Raw genomic sequence first — 15,846 nt, 5'->3', positions numbered from 1 at the left:
TGCGCCGTCACCCTGGCGCGAAGGACCCGGCTTGAATTCCCCATCTCCCCGTGCGCCCGCCCTGCGCGTGTGCGATCTGCGCAAGACCTACGACAACGGCACCCAGGCGCTCAAGGGCGTCTCGCTGGACGTGGCGCCAGGCGATTTCTTCGCCCTGCTCGGCCCCAACGGAGCGGGCAAGTCCACCTTGATCGGCATCATCAGCTCGCTGGTGAACCTGTCCGGCGGCCAGGTGGAAGTGTTCGGCACCGACCTGGTCGCCCACCGCAGCGATGCGATGCGCCTGATCGGCCTGGTGCCGCAGGAAATCAACTTCAACCTGTTCGAAAAGCCGTTCGACATCCTGGTCAATTACGCCGGCTTTTACGGCATGCCGCGCAGCCAGGCGCAAGCACTGGCCGAAGTGGAACTACGCCGCGCCCACCTGTGGGAGAAGGCCCAGGTGATGAGCCGCACGCTCTCCGGCGGCATGAAGCGCCGGCTGATGATTGCCCGCGCCATGATGACCCAGCCGCGCCTGCTGATCCTGGATGAACCCACCGCCGGTGTGGATATCGAAATCCGCCGCGACATGTGGCGCGTGCTCAAGGACATCAACGCCGCCGGCACCACGATCATCCTGACCACGCATTACCTGGAAGAGGCCGAGCACCTGTGCCGCAACCTGGCCATCATCAATCACGGCCAGATCGTCACCCAGGGGCCGATGCGCGAACTGCTGGCCAAGCTCGACGTGGAAGGCTTCCTGTTCGATATCGACGGTGAGCTGCCCACGCAGTTGCCGGTGATCGAAGGCACCACGCTCACCGCCATCGACGGCCACACGTTGGATCTGGACATGCCGCGCGCGATGGACCTCAACCGCGTGTTCGCCGCGCTGGGCGACGCCGGTATCCGCGTGCGCTCGATGCGTACCAAGAGCAACCGGCTGGAAGAATTGTTCGTTCGTCTGACCGGGCCTGGCGAGACCGTCGCCGCCCCGGCTCCTGCCGCAACGGCGCCCGTGCGCCCGGCAGGCCACCCATGAGTCCTTCGGAGCCGTCGATGTCCGCCACGCCCGCCACACCCCGCCAACGCAACTGGATTGCGCTGGGCACCATCGTGCGCCGCGAAGTGCAGCGCATCCTGCGCATCTGGGGTCAGACCCTGGTGCCGCCGGCCATCACCATGACGCTGTACTTTTTGATCTTCGGCGGGCTGATCGGCTCGCGCGTGGGCGAGATGGGCGGCTACAGCTACATGCAATTCATCGTGCCGGGCCTGGTGATGATGAGCGTGATCCAGAACAGCTACGGCAACATCTCTTCGAGTTTCTTCGGCGCCAAGTTCGGCCGCCATGTCGAAGAACTGCTGGTCAGCCCGATGCCCAATTGGGTGATCCTGTGGGGCTACGTGTCCGGCGCGGTGCTGCGCGGGGTGATGGTCGGGGCGATCGTGCTGATCATCGCGATGTTCTTCACCCCGGTGCGGATCCCGCATCCATTGGTCACGCTGACCACGGTGCTGCTGGGCGCGACCATCTTCTCGCTGGCCGGCTTCGTCAATGCGGTCTACGCCAAGAAGTTCGACGACGTGGCGATCGTGCCCACCTTCATCCTGACCCCGCTGACCTACCTGGGTGGCGTGTTCTACTCGGTGAAACTGCTGCCCGGCTGGGCCGAAGCGGCCACCCACGCCAACCCGATCTTCTACATGGTCAACGCGTTCCGCTACGGCCTGCTCGGTAGCTCGGACGTGCCGATCTGGGTCGCCTACGCATTGATGCTGAGCTTTGTCGCCGTGCTCAGCGCGTTGGCGCTGTGGTTGCTGCGGCGGGGTGTGGGGCTGCGGAGCTGATGGCCATGCGCATCCTGATCCTGGGCGCCGGCGGCACCGGCGGGTATTTTGGCGGACGTCTGGCGCAGGCCGGCGTGGATGCCACCTTCCTGGTGCGCGAAGCGCGTGCGGCGCAGCTGCAGGCCGACGGCTTGCGCATCCGCAGCCCACTGGGCGATGCCGATCTGCAGGTGGCGCATGTCACCGCGCAGGACTTGCCGGCATTGGTAGCGCAGCGGCCGTTCGATCTGGTGATCTTGAGCTGCAAGGCCTACGACCTGGACAGCGCGATCGAGGCGATTGCGCCGGCGGTGGGCGAGCACACCACGGTGTTGCCCATCCTCAACGGGCTGCGCCATTACGCGGCCCTGGACGAGCGCTTCGGTGCCGCGCGTGTGTTGGGCGGGCTGTGCTTCATCAGCGCGACCAAGGGCGAGCACGGCGAGATTCTGCACCTTGGCAAGCCGGCGGCAATCACCTTCGGCGAGCGGGATGGCAGTGCGGCGTCTGCGCGGGTGCAGGCCTTCGCCGCGGCCTGCACGCAGGCCGGCATCGACCACGTGGCCAGCACCCAGATCGCCCAGGAGCAGTGGAACAAGTACAGCTTCCTCACCGCACTGGCCGCGGCCACGTGCCTGATGCGTGCGCCGGTCGGCGCGATCGTGGCCACCGACGACGGCCGCGCGTTGATCAACGGTCTGTACAACGAATGCCTGTGGGCTGCCGATGCGGCCGGGCAATCGATTCCCGAGCCGGCACGCGCCAAAGCGTTGCAAACGCTGCTACAGGTGGATTCGCCACTCAAGGCCTCGATGCTGCGCGACCTGGAAGCCGGCCAGGACGTGGAAGCGGCGCAGATCGTCGGCGACATGCTGGCGCGCGTGCGCGAAACCGGGCGCAACGCGCCTCTGCTGATGGCGGCCAATGTGCATCTGCAGGCGTATCAGGTGTTGCGGCATAGTTGATCATGGCGGGCAACTAGGGCCGCCTGCGCGTGTGAGCCGTGTGAGCCGTCTCCGCCATTCGCTCTTCGGGCACCTTCCCCGCAGGCGGGGAAGAGCGCGGGACAAAGGATGCGGGTCGCTACACGGCAATGGGCCAAAGGCCTGCATATCCATTCCACCGCGTTGCTCTGGGACGTCACTTCTCCTGCTCGCGGGAGAAGGTGGCGCAACGCGCCGGATGAGAGCGCGCCGGGTTGGCGCAGCCTTCGCGCTGCAACGACGCAGTGCACACGATGCTCTGCTTCCCATCGTCCGCCTCGCCCCTGATGAAAGCGCTCAGCCACCTATTCCGTGCCGGTCATTTCGTGATCCTGGCGTTCTTCGTGCTGTGCGCGGCGGGCCTGGTGACGATGGCCGGGCTGGAGCTGTGGCACGGCTTCACACCCGGCGGCGACATGGTGGTACGCGACCGTTTCAACGTCGTGCTCGAAGCCATCGGCCTGCTGACGGTGGCGCTGGTCACGCTCGAATTGGGCCAGACCATCTTCGAAGAAGAGATCCTGCGCGACGTCAAGGTCAGCGGCCCGACGCGCGTGCGGCGGTATCTGTCGCGCTTTTTCGTGGTCATTGTGATCGCGCTGGCGATCGAAACGCTGGTGTCGATCTTCGAACTGATGCATGCCGACCCGGCCAAGCTGCCTTACGCGGCTGCCGTCGGCTCCTGCGCGGCACTGCTGCTGATCGCCTGGGGTGTGTTCGTCAAACTCAATCGCAGCGCCGAAGAGCTGGAACCGGAGGCGATGGAAGAAACCAAGCGCGAAGACCGCGAAGTGCAGGAGTAAGCGCGCTCACGGCGGCGAGCACCACGTCGCGAGCGGTCGTCAGGCGGGTGTGGATGAAGCGCAGCAACCGCAGTGCACGTGATACATACCGCACCGAGCACTGGCTGCGCTCACATGGCGGCAGCGCAGTCGTCTTATTCGCTGCTCTTAGCCGGCTGCCGGCAGCGGCGGCACCGCCGTCGGCTTGCCATCGGCATCGAGCGCAATCATCACGAACTGCCCGCGCGTGCACAGCTCGCGTGCGCCGCTGAGCAGGTCTTCGGCGATCAGTTCCACTTCCACCGTGATCGAGCTACGCCCCACCAACACCACGCGGGCGATGGTTTCCACCATCTGGCCCTGGCGGATCGGCAGCTTGAAATCCACCTGATCCGAACGCGCCGTCACCACGGTGCGGCGCGCATAGCGCGAGGCGGCCAGGAACGCGGCCTTGTCCATCCACGCCAGCGCCTGCCCACCGAACAGCGTGCCCAGATGGTTGGTGTGATTGGGAAACACGATCTCGGCCATGCGGGCTTCGGTCGGTGCAACGGGCGTGGAACTGGTCATGAAGAAGTGCCGTAAGAAGGAAGGATAGCCAGCCCGATCATCTGCGCAGCGGCGGCAGGAAGCTCAGGTCCAGGTGGTAGCGCACTGGCCGCTGCGGATCGACGAACACCCGCAGCGACTGCCCCTCGCGCAGGAACGGCTGCGGATCGGTCCACAGATTATCGCTGCGATACTCGGTCAAGGTGTCGTGCGTGCGGTCGTGGCGATGGGCCAGGATACGGAACGGGTGCACGCCGTTAACCTGCAAAGACGCATTGCGTTCAACGCACACAAAACGCGCCTCCACCACCGTGCCATGCCGGCGCAACCACGCAGCACGGCGCGCATGCCAGACGCGATAACCGAGGATGCCACCACCCACGCCGCCGAACGTCACGCCCAGCAGCAACAAGATCCAGCGCGCCTGATCCGGCAGCAGCGCCACACCGGTCAACAAGCCCAACCCCGCCAACAGGAAGCTCCAGGCGACGATGGTGACCGTGGTGTTCATTGCAGGGCGCCTCGCATCGACCGGGCGCCCGTCGCCATCACAGGCCGCTGCGGACCGCCGCTTCCACCTGCGCCGGCGACTGGAAGCCGGGCAGACGCGCCACTTCACTGCCGTCGCGGTAGAGCGCCAGGGTCGGCGTCTGGCGCAGGCCCAGCTCGCGGAAAAAATCATGCCCTAATACTTCAAGCTTGACCTTTAACAACGCTAAGCCGCCTGCGGCATCGCTCTTCGCGAACCTCTCCAGAGACATATCGAGCATCCGACATCCAGGACAGTCGTCCTTATAAAAATCCACGAGCGCGCGCGGGTGCTCGGCCAGCGCGGCAATGTAGTGTTCAGGCGAGGTGACTGTAATGGTCTGCATCGTGTCAATTGTGTTGGCATTGGGCCAGGACTTGATCGGTCCAGGTAGAGATGATCTGCGCATCCGTTGCACCGTGGGGCATCTGCTCGATGGTCAAGCGCGCAAAGGGACTGGAGAAGAACTGTGCGATGCGGTGTACGGCACCGCAATAGTACTCCTCACCCCACTGTGTTTCGCCGGTGCCGAACACGGCTACGCGTGGTGGCTTCCCGATCATCTCCACCAAATCGACGATGAAACGTTTCATTTCGGCAGGCGTACGCCCTCCGTTGGCCGTCCAAGTGCCAAGCATGAACAAGTCATACTGATCTAGCGTCAGCGATGCGTTCGCCAGAGTCTGCATATCGGTTTCAATCCAATCCAATGACAAGCCATGCTCTACACAGCGAGCACGAATCATCCGCGCAACATCGCGCGTGTTGCCGCTAAGCGATGCAACCGCAAGAAGGATTTTCATGTGACGTATTCATGAGATTGCAGCTCGCGTCTTGAACGTCGCAGAGCCCTGATTGATATCTATAAGTAGCATCTTAGTTCCATGCCAACATTTCACTCAGTTAGGGCGCCGGCACACCGGCGCCCTTCCCATTTCCCCAGAGATCACGCCTGCAAATTAATGGCTAGGCAGTGAACGAAAGTGTTGACACACATTCTCCAGGCGTCCATTTCGGAACCTGGTGTACGAATGCACGAACACACTCTTGAAGAGAGTTTTCATGTTGACCTCTTGATCAAAAGAGGCGCAATGAACCGGTGGAAATGGATCTGGCTATCCTACGGAATGCGACCGGCGGCACTAGGCCTAGCGGCCAACTCTCTGTAGGATGCTCGTTGTCAGCGAGTGCAATTGTTGACGAAGCTCCAAATCTGGTGTAGTGCGGATCGCCTCTAGCATCCGTCTATCCCGGGCATCGAGTGGCTACTGTGCGTTAGCGCGCACAGTAGCCACTCGTTTGATCTGAATCAACTAAGTTGTAAAAGATCAATCTAGAACCCGCCCACAGTGGCGGGTTCTTTTTTGCAGCGCTTTACAAGTCGTCGAAGCCGTTATCCGAATTGGTCTTCTTGTACGAGGCATTGCGCATCTCGAAGAAGTCGGTCTTGGTCTCGGTGAAGTTGTCGGCGTAGGCCTTGATCCACGGCATCACGTTGTCGTTGGCGCCTTCGTACAGCTTCTCGATGCCGAGCATGCCGGCCATCTTGTTGGCGCGGTACTTCACGTAGCGGATCATCTCATCCACGTCGATGCCGTCGATGCCGTCCAGCACTTCGGCGGTCCACTGGGTTTCCAGGTCGATCGCGTGCTCGAAGGCCTTGTGCACGTAGTCGGTGAGCTCGTCGCCCTGCAGCGCCTGGTTCTCGCCGATGATGGCGCGAATCAATTCGCTGATGAACTTCGTATGCGCCAGTTCGTCGCGGTTGATGAAGCTGATGATCTTGCCGGTGCCGGTCATGCGGTTCTGGCGGACCAGATTGTAGAAATACGCAAAGCCGGAATAGAAGTTGATGCCTTCCAGGATCGAGGACTGGATCAGCGAACGGATCAGCGTTTCGGCCGTCTTCTCGCGCATGAAGTCTTCGTAGGCGCCCATGATCGGCGCGTTGCGCTTGATGATGGTCGGGTGCGTGCGCGCGATTTCGAATACGCGGTTCTGGTCGGCCAGGCCGGTGATCGAAGCCAGCACGTAGCTGTAGCTCTCGTTATGAATCACTTCCTGCTGGCCGATGATCGCCGCATTGGCATGCGCGGCCGGGTCGGTGATGTATTCGGCCACGTTGTAGATGAAGCGCGTCTGCGGCGAATCCAGCGTGGCCAGCAAGCCGATGATCGAATCGTAGGCATTCTTTTCGCGCGCCGACAGCTCGTTGTACTGGCGCGCATCGCCCTTCATGTCCACCTCGTCGGGGATCCAGAAGTTGGTCGACAGTTCCTTGTAGGCCCGATAGAAGGACGGGTACGGAATATCGTTCCAGTTGAGGATGCCCGAGGTCTGGCCGTTGATGATGCCGGTCGAACGGTTCGGGTTGCGCGGCTCAAGGATCTTGATGCGGTCGAGCGGTGTTGCGGACATGGGTTTCTACTCGTGTTTCAGGCGCCGCGCGTACAAACAAAAACGGCGGCGCAACAAATCAATCTGGAGGAAAGCCCCCTGAGTCAGGGGGCGCGCCGAAGGCGCGGGGTGTGGGAGCTAATGAGCCGGGGCCCACGGTTCGCAAGGCGAACCGTGGGGAGCTAAAGCGCGATTGCGCTTTAGCTCGAACACCACTCGCACTCACTGATGTCGATATCGTTGGAACGCACGTAATACGTGGTCTTCAACCCTTCGCGCCAGGCGGTCATGTGCAGGTCCAGCAGCGTGCTCGCACGAATGGTGCTGGGCACGTAGAAGTTGAAGCTGATCGACTGGTCCACATGCCGCTGGCGGCGCGCGTTCTGGCGCACGCTGGCGAACTGATCGACCTTGTAGGCGCCCTTTTCGTAGTACGGCCAGGTCTCCAGCGACAGGCCGGGCGCGGCAACCGGGCGACGGAAGTCCTTCTTTTCTTCGTAGTAGAACGCGCTGTAGATCGGGTCGATCGAGGCGGTGGAACCGGCGATCTGCGCGGTGCTCATGTTCGGCGCCACCGCCAGCATCCACGCATTGCGCACACCATTGACCGCCACCTGCGCCGACAGCTCCAGCCACTGCGGGCTATTGTAGTCGCGTGCACGGAAGTACTCGCCGTTGTGCCAGTCGCTGCCGCGGAACACGCTGTAGGTGCCCTTTTCCTTGGCCAGCTCCATGCTCGCCTGGATGGTCAGGTAGTTGATGCGCTCGTACAGCTCGTCGCTGTAGTCCTCGGCTTCCTTGGCATTCCAGTGGATGGACTTCTGCGCCAGCAGATGATGCCAACCGAAGGTGCCAAGACCGATCGCGCGGTACTTCTGGTTGGTGATGGTGGCCTGCGGCACCGGCAACTGGTTCAGATCGATCACGTTGTCGAGCATGCGCACCTGGATCGGGATCAGGCGCTCCAGCACGTCGGCGCCCAGCAGATCGGCCTGGTCGGCCTGCACGGTGATCGCGCGGCCCAGGTTGATCGAGGACAGGTTACACACGACGAAATCGCCCGCCTTCTTGGTGGTGACGATCTGATTGCCGCTGATGATCTCCTGCATCATCCGCGTCGGGCTCATGTTCTGCAGGATCTCGGTGCACAGGTTGGACGAATAGACCATGCCCTCGTGCTTGTTCGGGTTCTTGCGATTGACTTCATCGCGATAGAACATGAACGGGTTGCCGGTTTCCAGCTGGCTGACCATGATGCGCTTGAAGATCTCGATCGCCTTGACGGTCTTGCGCGTGATGCGCTCGTCGGCGACGACTTCTTCGTACTTGCGACGGAAGCTGCCGTTGGCGTCGCCCTTCTTCTCGTCATAGAAGTCCTGCAGGTACCAACCCTTGATCCGCTTCACTTCGTGCGGGTCGAACAGGTACCAGTCGCCGCGGCGCTCGACCGCTTCCATGAACAGGTCGGGGATGCACACCGAGGTGAACACGTCGTGCGCGCGCAGGCGCTGGTCGCCGTTGTTCAGGCGCAGGTCCAGGAACGCTTCGATGTCGCGGTGGAAGATGTCCAGGTAGACCGCGATGGCGCCCTTGCGCTGGCCCAGCTGGTCCACCGACACGGCGGTGTTGTTGAGCTGCTTGATCCACGGCACCACGCCGCCGGACGAGTTGGACACGCCGCGGATCGCCGAACCCGACGAACGCACATAGCCCAGGTAGGCGCCCACGCCGCCGCCGTGCTTGGACACGCGCGCCACGTCGGTATTGGAGTCGTAGATGCCCTGCAGGCTGTCGTCGACGGTGTCGATGAAGCAGCTCGACAGCTGGCCGCCGACCTTGCCGGCATTGGCCAGCGTCGGCGTGGCCACCGTCATGTACAGGTTGGACAGCGCCCAGTAGGCCTCGCCCACCAGCTGCATGCGGCGCTCGCGGCTGCCCTTGCCGGTGCCGATCTCGTCCTGCATCAGGTACAGCGCGATCGTCAGCCAACGCTCCTGCGGCAGTTCGAACACACCGCGCGAGCTATCGGTGGCCAGGTAACGCGTGGCCAGCAGGTACAGGCCGTTGTAGGCGAACAGCTTGTCGCGCTCGGGCTCGATCATCTTGCCGGCTTCGATCAGCTCGTCCTTGGAATAGCGGCGCAGGATGTCGTTGGAATAGACATTGCGGTCGGCCAGGCTCTCCTGCAGGCCGACGAACGAGCCGTACTTCTGGCTGGCGTCGTAGAAACGGTTGCGGCTGGCGCGCTTGTACAGGCGGCGCAAATACAGACGCGCAGCGAAGTGCTCCCACTCCGGGGTGGTCAGGTCGACGCGCGCTTCGGCCTCACGGATCAGGTGGTCGACCAGGTCGTCGGCGTTGACGCTGTCCTTGCGCTCGACAAACCCGAACACCGAGCGCTTGTAATCGGCCACGTCCAGCTGCGGGAACTCGGCATGGATCTGGTCGATGGCGCGATTCAGGCGCTCCGGCTCGAACGGAATCTTGCGATTGCCCGCTTCTTTCGTGATCCAGGTGGAGACGTTTTGTTCTTCGATGGTCTGTGCGTGCATTGCAATGGCTTGGCGGGGAGGCGGCACGATGTCCGACGGGTCGGTCAATTCCGGCGCGCCGCAGGCGGGCGCGGCAACGCTGGCGGGAACGCTGGTGGGTGTTGCGGTACCGGCGGCGATCGCGGAAAGGGTGTCGTTGGTGGTCATGCGTCCTCCATGCGTAGGCACACGAACCTGCCGGAGCAGGCAACGACCGAGCGGCGTCCAGGGTGCGTTGGCGACACAGGACGCACAGCGCGCAGGCCATGGCCTGCGGCGGCATCACCCACCAATTTCCCTGAACTCCCACGGCCGCCATCACGCGGTGTGCTGTCGCATGATGGTGTTCGGTGGCAACGCGCTGCCGTCATCGGGCCGGAAGCGACCGCGGCAATGCCGGGGCGCGTACAGGTCGCTGAGATGGGAGCCGCAGGCAATGTCGCACTTGCGCATCGCCTTCGTCTGATCGGTGCCACTTGGGGGCGGTCACCACCGAACCCCAAGATAGTGGGGTACCCCCAGGGGGTCAACACCAAATGTGCCCAAATTGCGCCGAGCCTTGCGGCACAACGGGCTGCGCTGACGAGTGGTCGCCTCGCGCGGCGGGAGGACGAATCCGACTGCGCAGGTCAAGTCGGGAGGGTCCTGATTCGCTCGCCGCACTCACCCGCCGTCGACACCAGGCGTGCTATCGGTCGCGTTTTTTACCCGCCGGGCGACCACGTGCCCGCCAGCCGATCAGCGACCGCGCAAGCTCGCCGGTGATCGCTCAGATCTCGGTCGGCCCGAGATGGTGGCGCTTGCGGTAGCGGATCGACGACCACACCGAGGCGGCGATGAAGGCCACGCCGATCAGGCCGGTCAGCACCTCCGGCACGTGGTAGACGGTGCCCACCAGCATGATGATCGCCAGCACGCCGATGGCGTAATGGGCGCCATGCTCCAGGAACACGAACTCGTCCAGGGTGCCCTTGTGCACCAGGTAGACGGTCATCGAGCGCACGAACATCGCGCCGATCGCCAGGCCCAGCATGATGATCACCACGTCGCGGGTGATGGCGAAGGCGCCGATCACGCCGTCGAACGAGAACGAGGCATCCAGCACTTCCAGATACAGGAACGCGGCGATGCCCGAACGCTTGGCCGGGCCCATGCTGCCGTCTTCGCTCTCTTCGGCCTCGAACAACGCATCCACGCTGCCGACCAGCAGATACAGCAGGATGCCGCCCAGGCCTGCGAACAGCACGCTCTGGAAGATGGCCTCCGGCAGGAACAGCTTGGTGCCCAGCAGCACCGACACCGCCACGATCACCGACATCGCATCGGCCTTGCCCAGCTTGCCGACCAGCCGCTCCACCGGGCCCAGCCAGTGCAGCTTGCGCTCCTGGTCGAACAGGAAATTCAGGAACACCAGCAGCAGGAACATGCCACCGAAGGCGGCGATGGAGGGGTAGTTATCGGTCAGCACCTGGCTGTAGCGGTCCGGCTCCTTCAATGCCATCTGCATCACCGGCACCAAGCCCATGCCGGTGGCCACCGACACGATCACGATCGGGAACACCAGGCGCATGCCGAACACGGCGATCAGGATGCCCACGGTCAGAAACAATTTCTGCCAGAACGCGTTCATGTGCTTGAGCACGCCGGCGTTGACCACCGCGTTGTCGAACGACAACGACACTTCCAGCACGCTCAGCACCAGGCACAGCCACAGCGCCTGCCAGATCCCCATCGATGAGGTATGGCCCCACCACGCAGCCAGGCCCAGGCAGATGGCGGTGACCACGAACGACATTCTGAAATCGCGAAACATTGACACTCCCAGGCGGGCCGAGACGACAGCCGGAGCAATGGGCCAGATCGAGGCCTGGCAGCCCGGCGTGCAGTGGAGGATGGGGGACCGCGGCGTGACGCAACGTCAGGCCGGGCGCGGCTCGCCCATTATAGGGAGTGTCACCGCCATCAGGGTCGCATCGTCCGGATCCGGGCGCACGCCAAAGCCCAGGCTCTGGCACATCGCCAGCATGGTGCGGTTCTCGCGCAGCACCTGGCCTTCGATCTGTTTGAGGCCCAGCCAGCGCGCGTACTCGATCATGATGCGCATCAGCTGCCAGCCGATGCCGTGGCCCTTGAGGTCCGAGCGGATCAGGATGCCGTACTCGCCGCGCTGGTAATCGGCATCGGCGTGCAGGCGCACCGCGCCGAGCATGTCGCCGGTCTTGGGGTCGATGGCCACCAGCGCGATGGAGCGGGCGTAATCAAGCTGGGTCAGCCGGGCAATGAATTCATGGCTGAAATGCTTGACCGACTGGAAGAAGCGCAGGCGCAGGTCTTCGTCGGTGACGCGGGCGAAGAAGGCGCGGAACAGCGCGTCGTCTTCCGGGCGCACCGGGCGCACCAGCGCATGGGTGCCATCGCCCAGGCCGATCTGGCGCTCCCATTCCTTGGGGTACGGGAAGATCGCAAAGCGCGGATGGCCGCGGCCCTTGTGCAGCTTGCGCGCCGGCGCCACCGCCACGCGGGCGTCCAGCGCAATCACCCCATCGCGGTCGGCCAGCAGCGGGTTGATGTCCAGCTCGGTGATTTCGGGGATGTCGGCGGCCAGCTGCGCCAGCTTGACCAGCACCAGCGCCACCGCACGCTCGTCGGCGGCCGGCACGTCGCGGTAGGCCTTGAGGATGCGCGAGACGCGGGTGCGGCCGATCAGTTCGTGGGCCAGGCGCAGATCCAGCGGCGGCAGGGCCAGCTCGCGGTCGTTGATGACTTCCACTGCGGTGCCGCCGCGCCCGAACACGATCGCCGGGCCGAACACCGGGTCGTCGGCGATGCCGGCGATCAGTTCGCGCGCCTTGGGCCGCAGCACCGTGGGCTGCACGATCACCCCTTCGATCACTGCATGGGGATGCGCGGCGCGCGCACGCGCCAGGATGCCGGTGGCCGCTTCGCGCACCGCCGCCACACTGGACAGGTTCAGGCGCACGCCATCCACGTCGGACTTATGCGCGATCTCGCTGGACAACACTTTCAATGTCACGGTGCGGCCGACGGCCAGCAACGGGTCGGCCAGCAATGCGGCCTCGTTGGCGCTGGCGGCCACCTGCAGCGGTACGACCGGGATGCCGTAGGCGGCCAGCAGGCGGTTGGTGGCGACCGGATCCAGCCAGCGCCGGCCGGCCGCCAGCGCCTCTTCCACCAGCGTGCGCGCGATGCCGGCATCCACGACGAAGTCTTCCGGCAGGCTGGGCGGGGTTTCCATCAGCGCCGCCTGCGCCTCGCGGTAGCGCACCAGGTGGGTGAAGCCACGCACCGCATCCGATTCGGTGGCATAGGTGGGCACGCGTGCGGCGTTGAGCGCGGCGATCGCCGCATCGTCCTGGCCCAGCCACACCGCAAACACCGGTTTGTCGCGCTGGTAGCGGTTGCGCTGGTCCAGCGCGCGGGTCAACGCCTTGGCCGCATCGGCCGAGGAGGTGAACGCGGTGGGCACATTGACCACCAGCAGCGCGTCGTTTTCCGGATCGTCCAGCAGCGCTTCGATCGCTGCGGCATAGCGCGCGCCGTCGGCGTCGACAATGATGTCGACCGGGTTGCTGCGCGACCAGCCTTCCGGCAGCGATTGATCGAGTTTTTCCAGCGTCTTGGGCGACAACTCGGCCAGGGTGCCGCCGCGCAGCACCAGCTGGTCCACCGCCAGCTGCCCCACCCCGCCGCCGTTGCTCAAAATGGCCAGGCGCCGGCCCGGGAAACTGCCGAGCCGGCCCAGCGTTTCGGCGGCGGCGAACAGCTCGTCCAGCGCGCCCACCCGCAACAACCCGGCGCGTGCGAACGCCGCGCCGTACACCGCGTCCGAACCGGCCAGCGCCTGCGCGTGGGTGTCGGCATTGGGATTGATGCGGTACTGGCGGCCGGATTTGACCACCACGACGGGCTTGGCGCGCGCGGCGGCACGTGCGGCCGACATGAACTTGCGCGCATCGCCGATGCGTTCGACGTACAGCAGGATCGCGCGAGTACGGTAGTCGGTGGCGAAGTAGTCGAGCAGATCGCTGAAATCCACGTCCAGCGTATCGCCCAGCGACACCACCGCCGAAAACCCGACCGAACGCGCCACACCCCACTCCACCAGCGCGGCGGCAATGGCGCTGGATTCGGAAATCAACGCCAGGTCGCCGGCCTGCGGGCAATGCGCGGCGATGCTGGCATTGAGCCGCGCATGCGGGGCGATCACGCCCAGGCAGTGTGGGCCGAGGATGCGCATGCCCTTGGCGCGCGCGGCCGACTCCATGCGCGCGGCCGGCGAGCCGGGGCCGCTGCCCAGGCCGGCGGTGAGGATGATGGCGGCCGCCACACCACGCCGCGCGGCGATGGAGACGATGCGCGGCACGATGCGCGCCGGCGCAGTGATCACCACCAGGTCCGGTACCCACGGCAGATCGGTCAACCGCGCCACCGTGCGCACGCCATCGATCTCGCTATAGCGCGGGCTCACCCAACCGATCCGGCCGGGAAACCCGGCCGCGCGCAGGTTGCGCACCACCGCTCGCCCGGCCGAGCGCTCGCGCGGGCTGCCGCCCACCACCGCGACGGTGCTGGGACGAAAGACCTGCTGCAGGTGGTACGTACTCATCGGACGGGGGACGCGAATGCCATCGCGCTACGGTACACGCACTGGCGTTTCAGGGCATGGGGTGACGGATGCATGCGCACGTGCATGCATCCGTGATTACCCGAGCGCGAGGCCTCTACAACAGCGTGCCGCTCAAGATCAGCGCGGCGATGCTGAAATAGATCACCAGGCCTGTGACATCCACCAGCGTGGCGACGAAGGGCGCCGAGGCGCTGGCCGGGTCGAAGCCGAAGCGTTGCAGCACGAACGGCAGCATCGAGCCGGACAGCGAACCGAAGGTGACGATGCCGATCAGCGCCGCGCCGATGGTCAGCGCCACCATCTGCCAGTGCGGGCCGTAGTCGTACAGGCCGGCGGTCTGCCAGATGGTGATGCGCACGATCGCCAGCACGCCCAGGATCGCGCCCAGGGTCAGGCCGGTGGGCAGTTCGCGCAGCGCCACTTTCCACCAGTCGCGCAGGCGGATTTCGCGCAGCGCCAGCGAGCGGATCAGCAGCGAGGTGGCCTGCGAGCCGGAATTGCCGCCCGAGCTCATGATCAGCGGGATGAACAAGGTCAGCACCACCGCCTTGGACAGCTCGTCCTCGAAGTGCTGCATCGCGCTGGCGGTGAGCATTTCGCCCAGAAACAGCACGCTCAGCCAGCCGGCGCGCTTCTTGATCATCTGGCCGAAGCCAATCTGCATGTACGGCTTGTCCAGCGCTTCCATGCCGCCGAACTTGTGCACGTCTTCGGTGGATTCGGCGATGAGCGCATCGAGCACATCGTCCACGGTGACGATGCCGAGCACGTGGCCGCGCGCATCCACCACCGGGATCGCCAGCAGGTCGTGGCGACGGATCAGCCGTGCCACTTCTTCCTGGTCCAGTGCGGGGTCCACGGTGACCGGGGGATTGACCTGCGCCACGTCCAGGATCGGCGCCTCCGACGCGCCGGTGATCAGGCGGCGCATGGTCACCACCTGCTGCAGCACGCGGGTGTGCGGGTCGAGCAGATAAATCGCGTAGACGGTCTCGCGGCTGCGCTCCACTTCGCGGATGTGCTGCAGGGTGCGGCCCACCGTCCAGTCCGACGGCACGGCCACGAACTCGGTGGTCATCAGCGCGCCGGCGGTGTTGGGCGGGTAGCGCATCAGCGCCTGAATCGACAACCGCGCCTCGGCACTGAGCAGCCACAGCAGCGGCTGGCGCTGCTCGGCATCCAGGCCATGGAAGATATCGGTGGCGCGGTCGTCGGCCATCTGGCCAAGCAGCGTGGCGGCCTGCTCGGCCGGCAGCGACGCCACCAGCATGCTGGCATCGCGCAACTCCGGCTGTTCGAGCAATTTCACCGCGCGCAGCAAAGGCAATGCGGCCAGCACCTGCGCCGCGTCGTCGCGGTCGAGGGTGTTGAGATATTCCACCGCGTCGGCCGTGTTGAGTTCGGCCAGGGGTGCGGTCAGTGCATCGACGCCTTCGGCAAGGCGCAGGGTTTGATCGTACATGGTGGTTCGCCTGGTGACGACCGTCGTCGATGACAGCCGGCGAACCTGGGCCTCAGGCGCGCGCCAGCTGGGTCATCGACCCGGGTCTAGGGTGACTGTCGCTGGACATGGGTAAGGGCTCCAAAGGTGCGTACCGACCGGTGATCCGGG

The 15,846-nt window shown here is 64.7% G+C and carries 13 protein-coding genes; 4 read left to right on the top strand and 9 right to left on the bottom strand.

The window, feature by feature from the left end:
- The first annotated feature begins 31 nt into the window (after nt 1-31).
- The 4 genes from LN450_RS17615 (at nt 32) to LN450_RS17600 (ending at nt 3,601) form a co-directional block, all read left to right on the top strand.
- Nucleotides 32-1,027 (top strand): ABC transporter ATP-binding protein, encoded by a 996-nt coding sequence (locus LN450_RS17615; protein WP_011348950.1) that lies wholly within the window; start codon nt 32-34, stop codon nt 1,025-1,027.
- Nucleotides 1,024-1,836 carry an ABC transporter permease gene (locus LN450_RS17610; protein WP_170808563.1) on the top strand — a complete coding sequence of 271 codons (813 nt, stop codon included), beginning with the start codon at nt 1,024-1,026 and terminating at the stop codon, nt 1,834-1,836. The genes LN450_RS17615 and LN450_RS17610 overlap by 4 nt, the downstream gene beginning before the upstream one ends.
- Nucleotides 1,836-2,780: a 2-dehydropantoate 2-reductase gene (gene panE / locus LN450_RS17605; protein WP_011348952.1), complete on the top strand. Its 945-nt coding sequence runs from the start codon at nt 1,836-1,838 to the stop codon at nt 2,778-2,780. The genes LN450_RS17610 and panE overlap by 1 nt, the downstream gene beginning before the upstream one ends.
- Before the next feature lie 305 nt (nt 2,781-3,085).
- Complete coding sequence (locus LN450_RS17600; protein WP_029820668.1) at nt 3,086-3,601, top strand: hypothetical protein; 516 nt, start codon at nt 3,086-3,088, stop codon at nt 3,599-3,601.
- A 147-nt stretch (nt 3,602-3,748) separates the two neighbouring features.
- Here LN450_RS17600 and LN450_RS17595 read toward each other — a convergent pair whose 3' ends face one another.
- From LN450_RS17595 to mgtE, 9 genes are all read right to left on the bottom strand, one after another.
- Complete coding sequence (locus LN450_RS17595; RefSeq protein ID WP_011348953.1) at nt 3,749-4,150, bottom strand: acyl-CoA thioesterase; 402 nt, start codon at nt 4,148-4,150, stop codon at nt 3,749-3,751.
- A gap of 37 nt (nt 4,151-4,187) precedes the next feature.
- Complete coding sequence (locus LN450_RS17590; RefSeq protein WP_008575128.1) at nt 4,188-4,640, bottom strand: DUF3592 domain-containing protein; 453 nt, start codon at nt 4,638-4,640, stop codon at nt 4,188-4,190.
- Between the two features lie 37 nt (nt 4,641-4,677).
- Complete coding sequence (locus LN450_RS17585; RefSeq protein ID WP_008575126.1) at nt 4,678-5,004, bottom strand: thioredoxin family protein; 327 nt, start codon at nt 5,002-5,004, stop codon at nt 4,678-4,680.
- Nucleotides 5,005-5,008: 4 nt separating this feature from the next.
- A complete protein-coding gene (locus tag LN450_RS17580; protein ID WP_008575123.1) occupies nt 5,009-5,461 on the bottom strand; it encodes a flavodoxin in 453 nt (150 codons plus the stop codon).
- A 571-nt stretch (nt 5,462-6,032) separates the two neighbouring features.
- Entirely contained in the window at nt 6,033-7,076 is a 1,044-nt protein-coding gene (locus LN450_RS17575; RefSeq protein ID WP_011348955.1) for a ribonucleotide-diphosphate reductase subunit beta, read from the bottom strand.
- 179 nt (nt 7,077-7,255) lie between these two features.
- Nucleotides 7,256-9,754: a ribonucleoside-diphosphate reductase subunit alpha gene (locus tag LN450_RS17570; RefSeq protein WP_008575121.1), complete on the bottom strand. Its 2,499-nt coding sequence runs from the start codon at nt 9,752-9,754 to the stop codon at nt 7,256-7,258.
- Nucleotides 9,755-10,355: 601 nt separating this feature from the next.
- Nucleotides 10,356-11,399 carry a DUF475 domain-containing protein gene (locus LN450_RS17565; protein WP_008575120.1) on the bottom strand — a complete coding sequence of 348 codons (1,044 nt, stop codon included), beginning with the start codon at nt 11,397-11,399 and terminating at the stop codon, nt 10,356-10,358.
- Between the two features lie 105 nt (nt 11,400-11,504).
- Nucleotides 11,505-14,213: a bifunctional acetate--CoA ligase family protein/GNAT family N-acetyltransferase gene (locus LN450_RS17560; RefSeq protein WP_011348956.1), complete on the bottom strand. Its 2,709-nt coding sequence runs from the start codon at nt 14,211-14,213 to the stop codon at nt 11,505-11,507.
- A 115-nt stretch (nt 14,214-14,328) separates the two neighbouring features.
- Complete coding sequence (gene mgtE / locus LN450_RS17555; protein WP_008575115.1) at nt 14,329-15,696, bottom strand: magnesium transporter; 1,368 nt, start codon at nt 15,694-15,696, stop codon at nt 14,329-14,331.
- Between the last annotated feature and the right edge of the window lie 150 nt (nt 15,697-15,846).

This window comes from Xanthomonas euvesicatoria pv. euvesicatoria (assembly GCF_020880415.1).
Taxonomy (GTDB): Bacteria; Pseudomonadota; Gammaproteobacteria; order Xanthomonadales; family Xanthomonadaceae; genus Xanthomonas; species Xanthomonas euvesicatoria.
The sequence above is the reverse complement of the archived record's forward strand: the minus strand, read 5'-3'. Positions and strand labels throughout refer to the sequence as shown.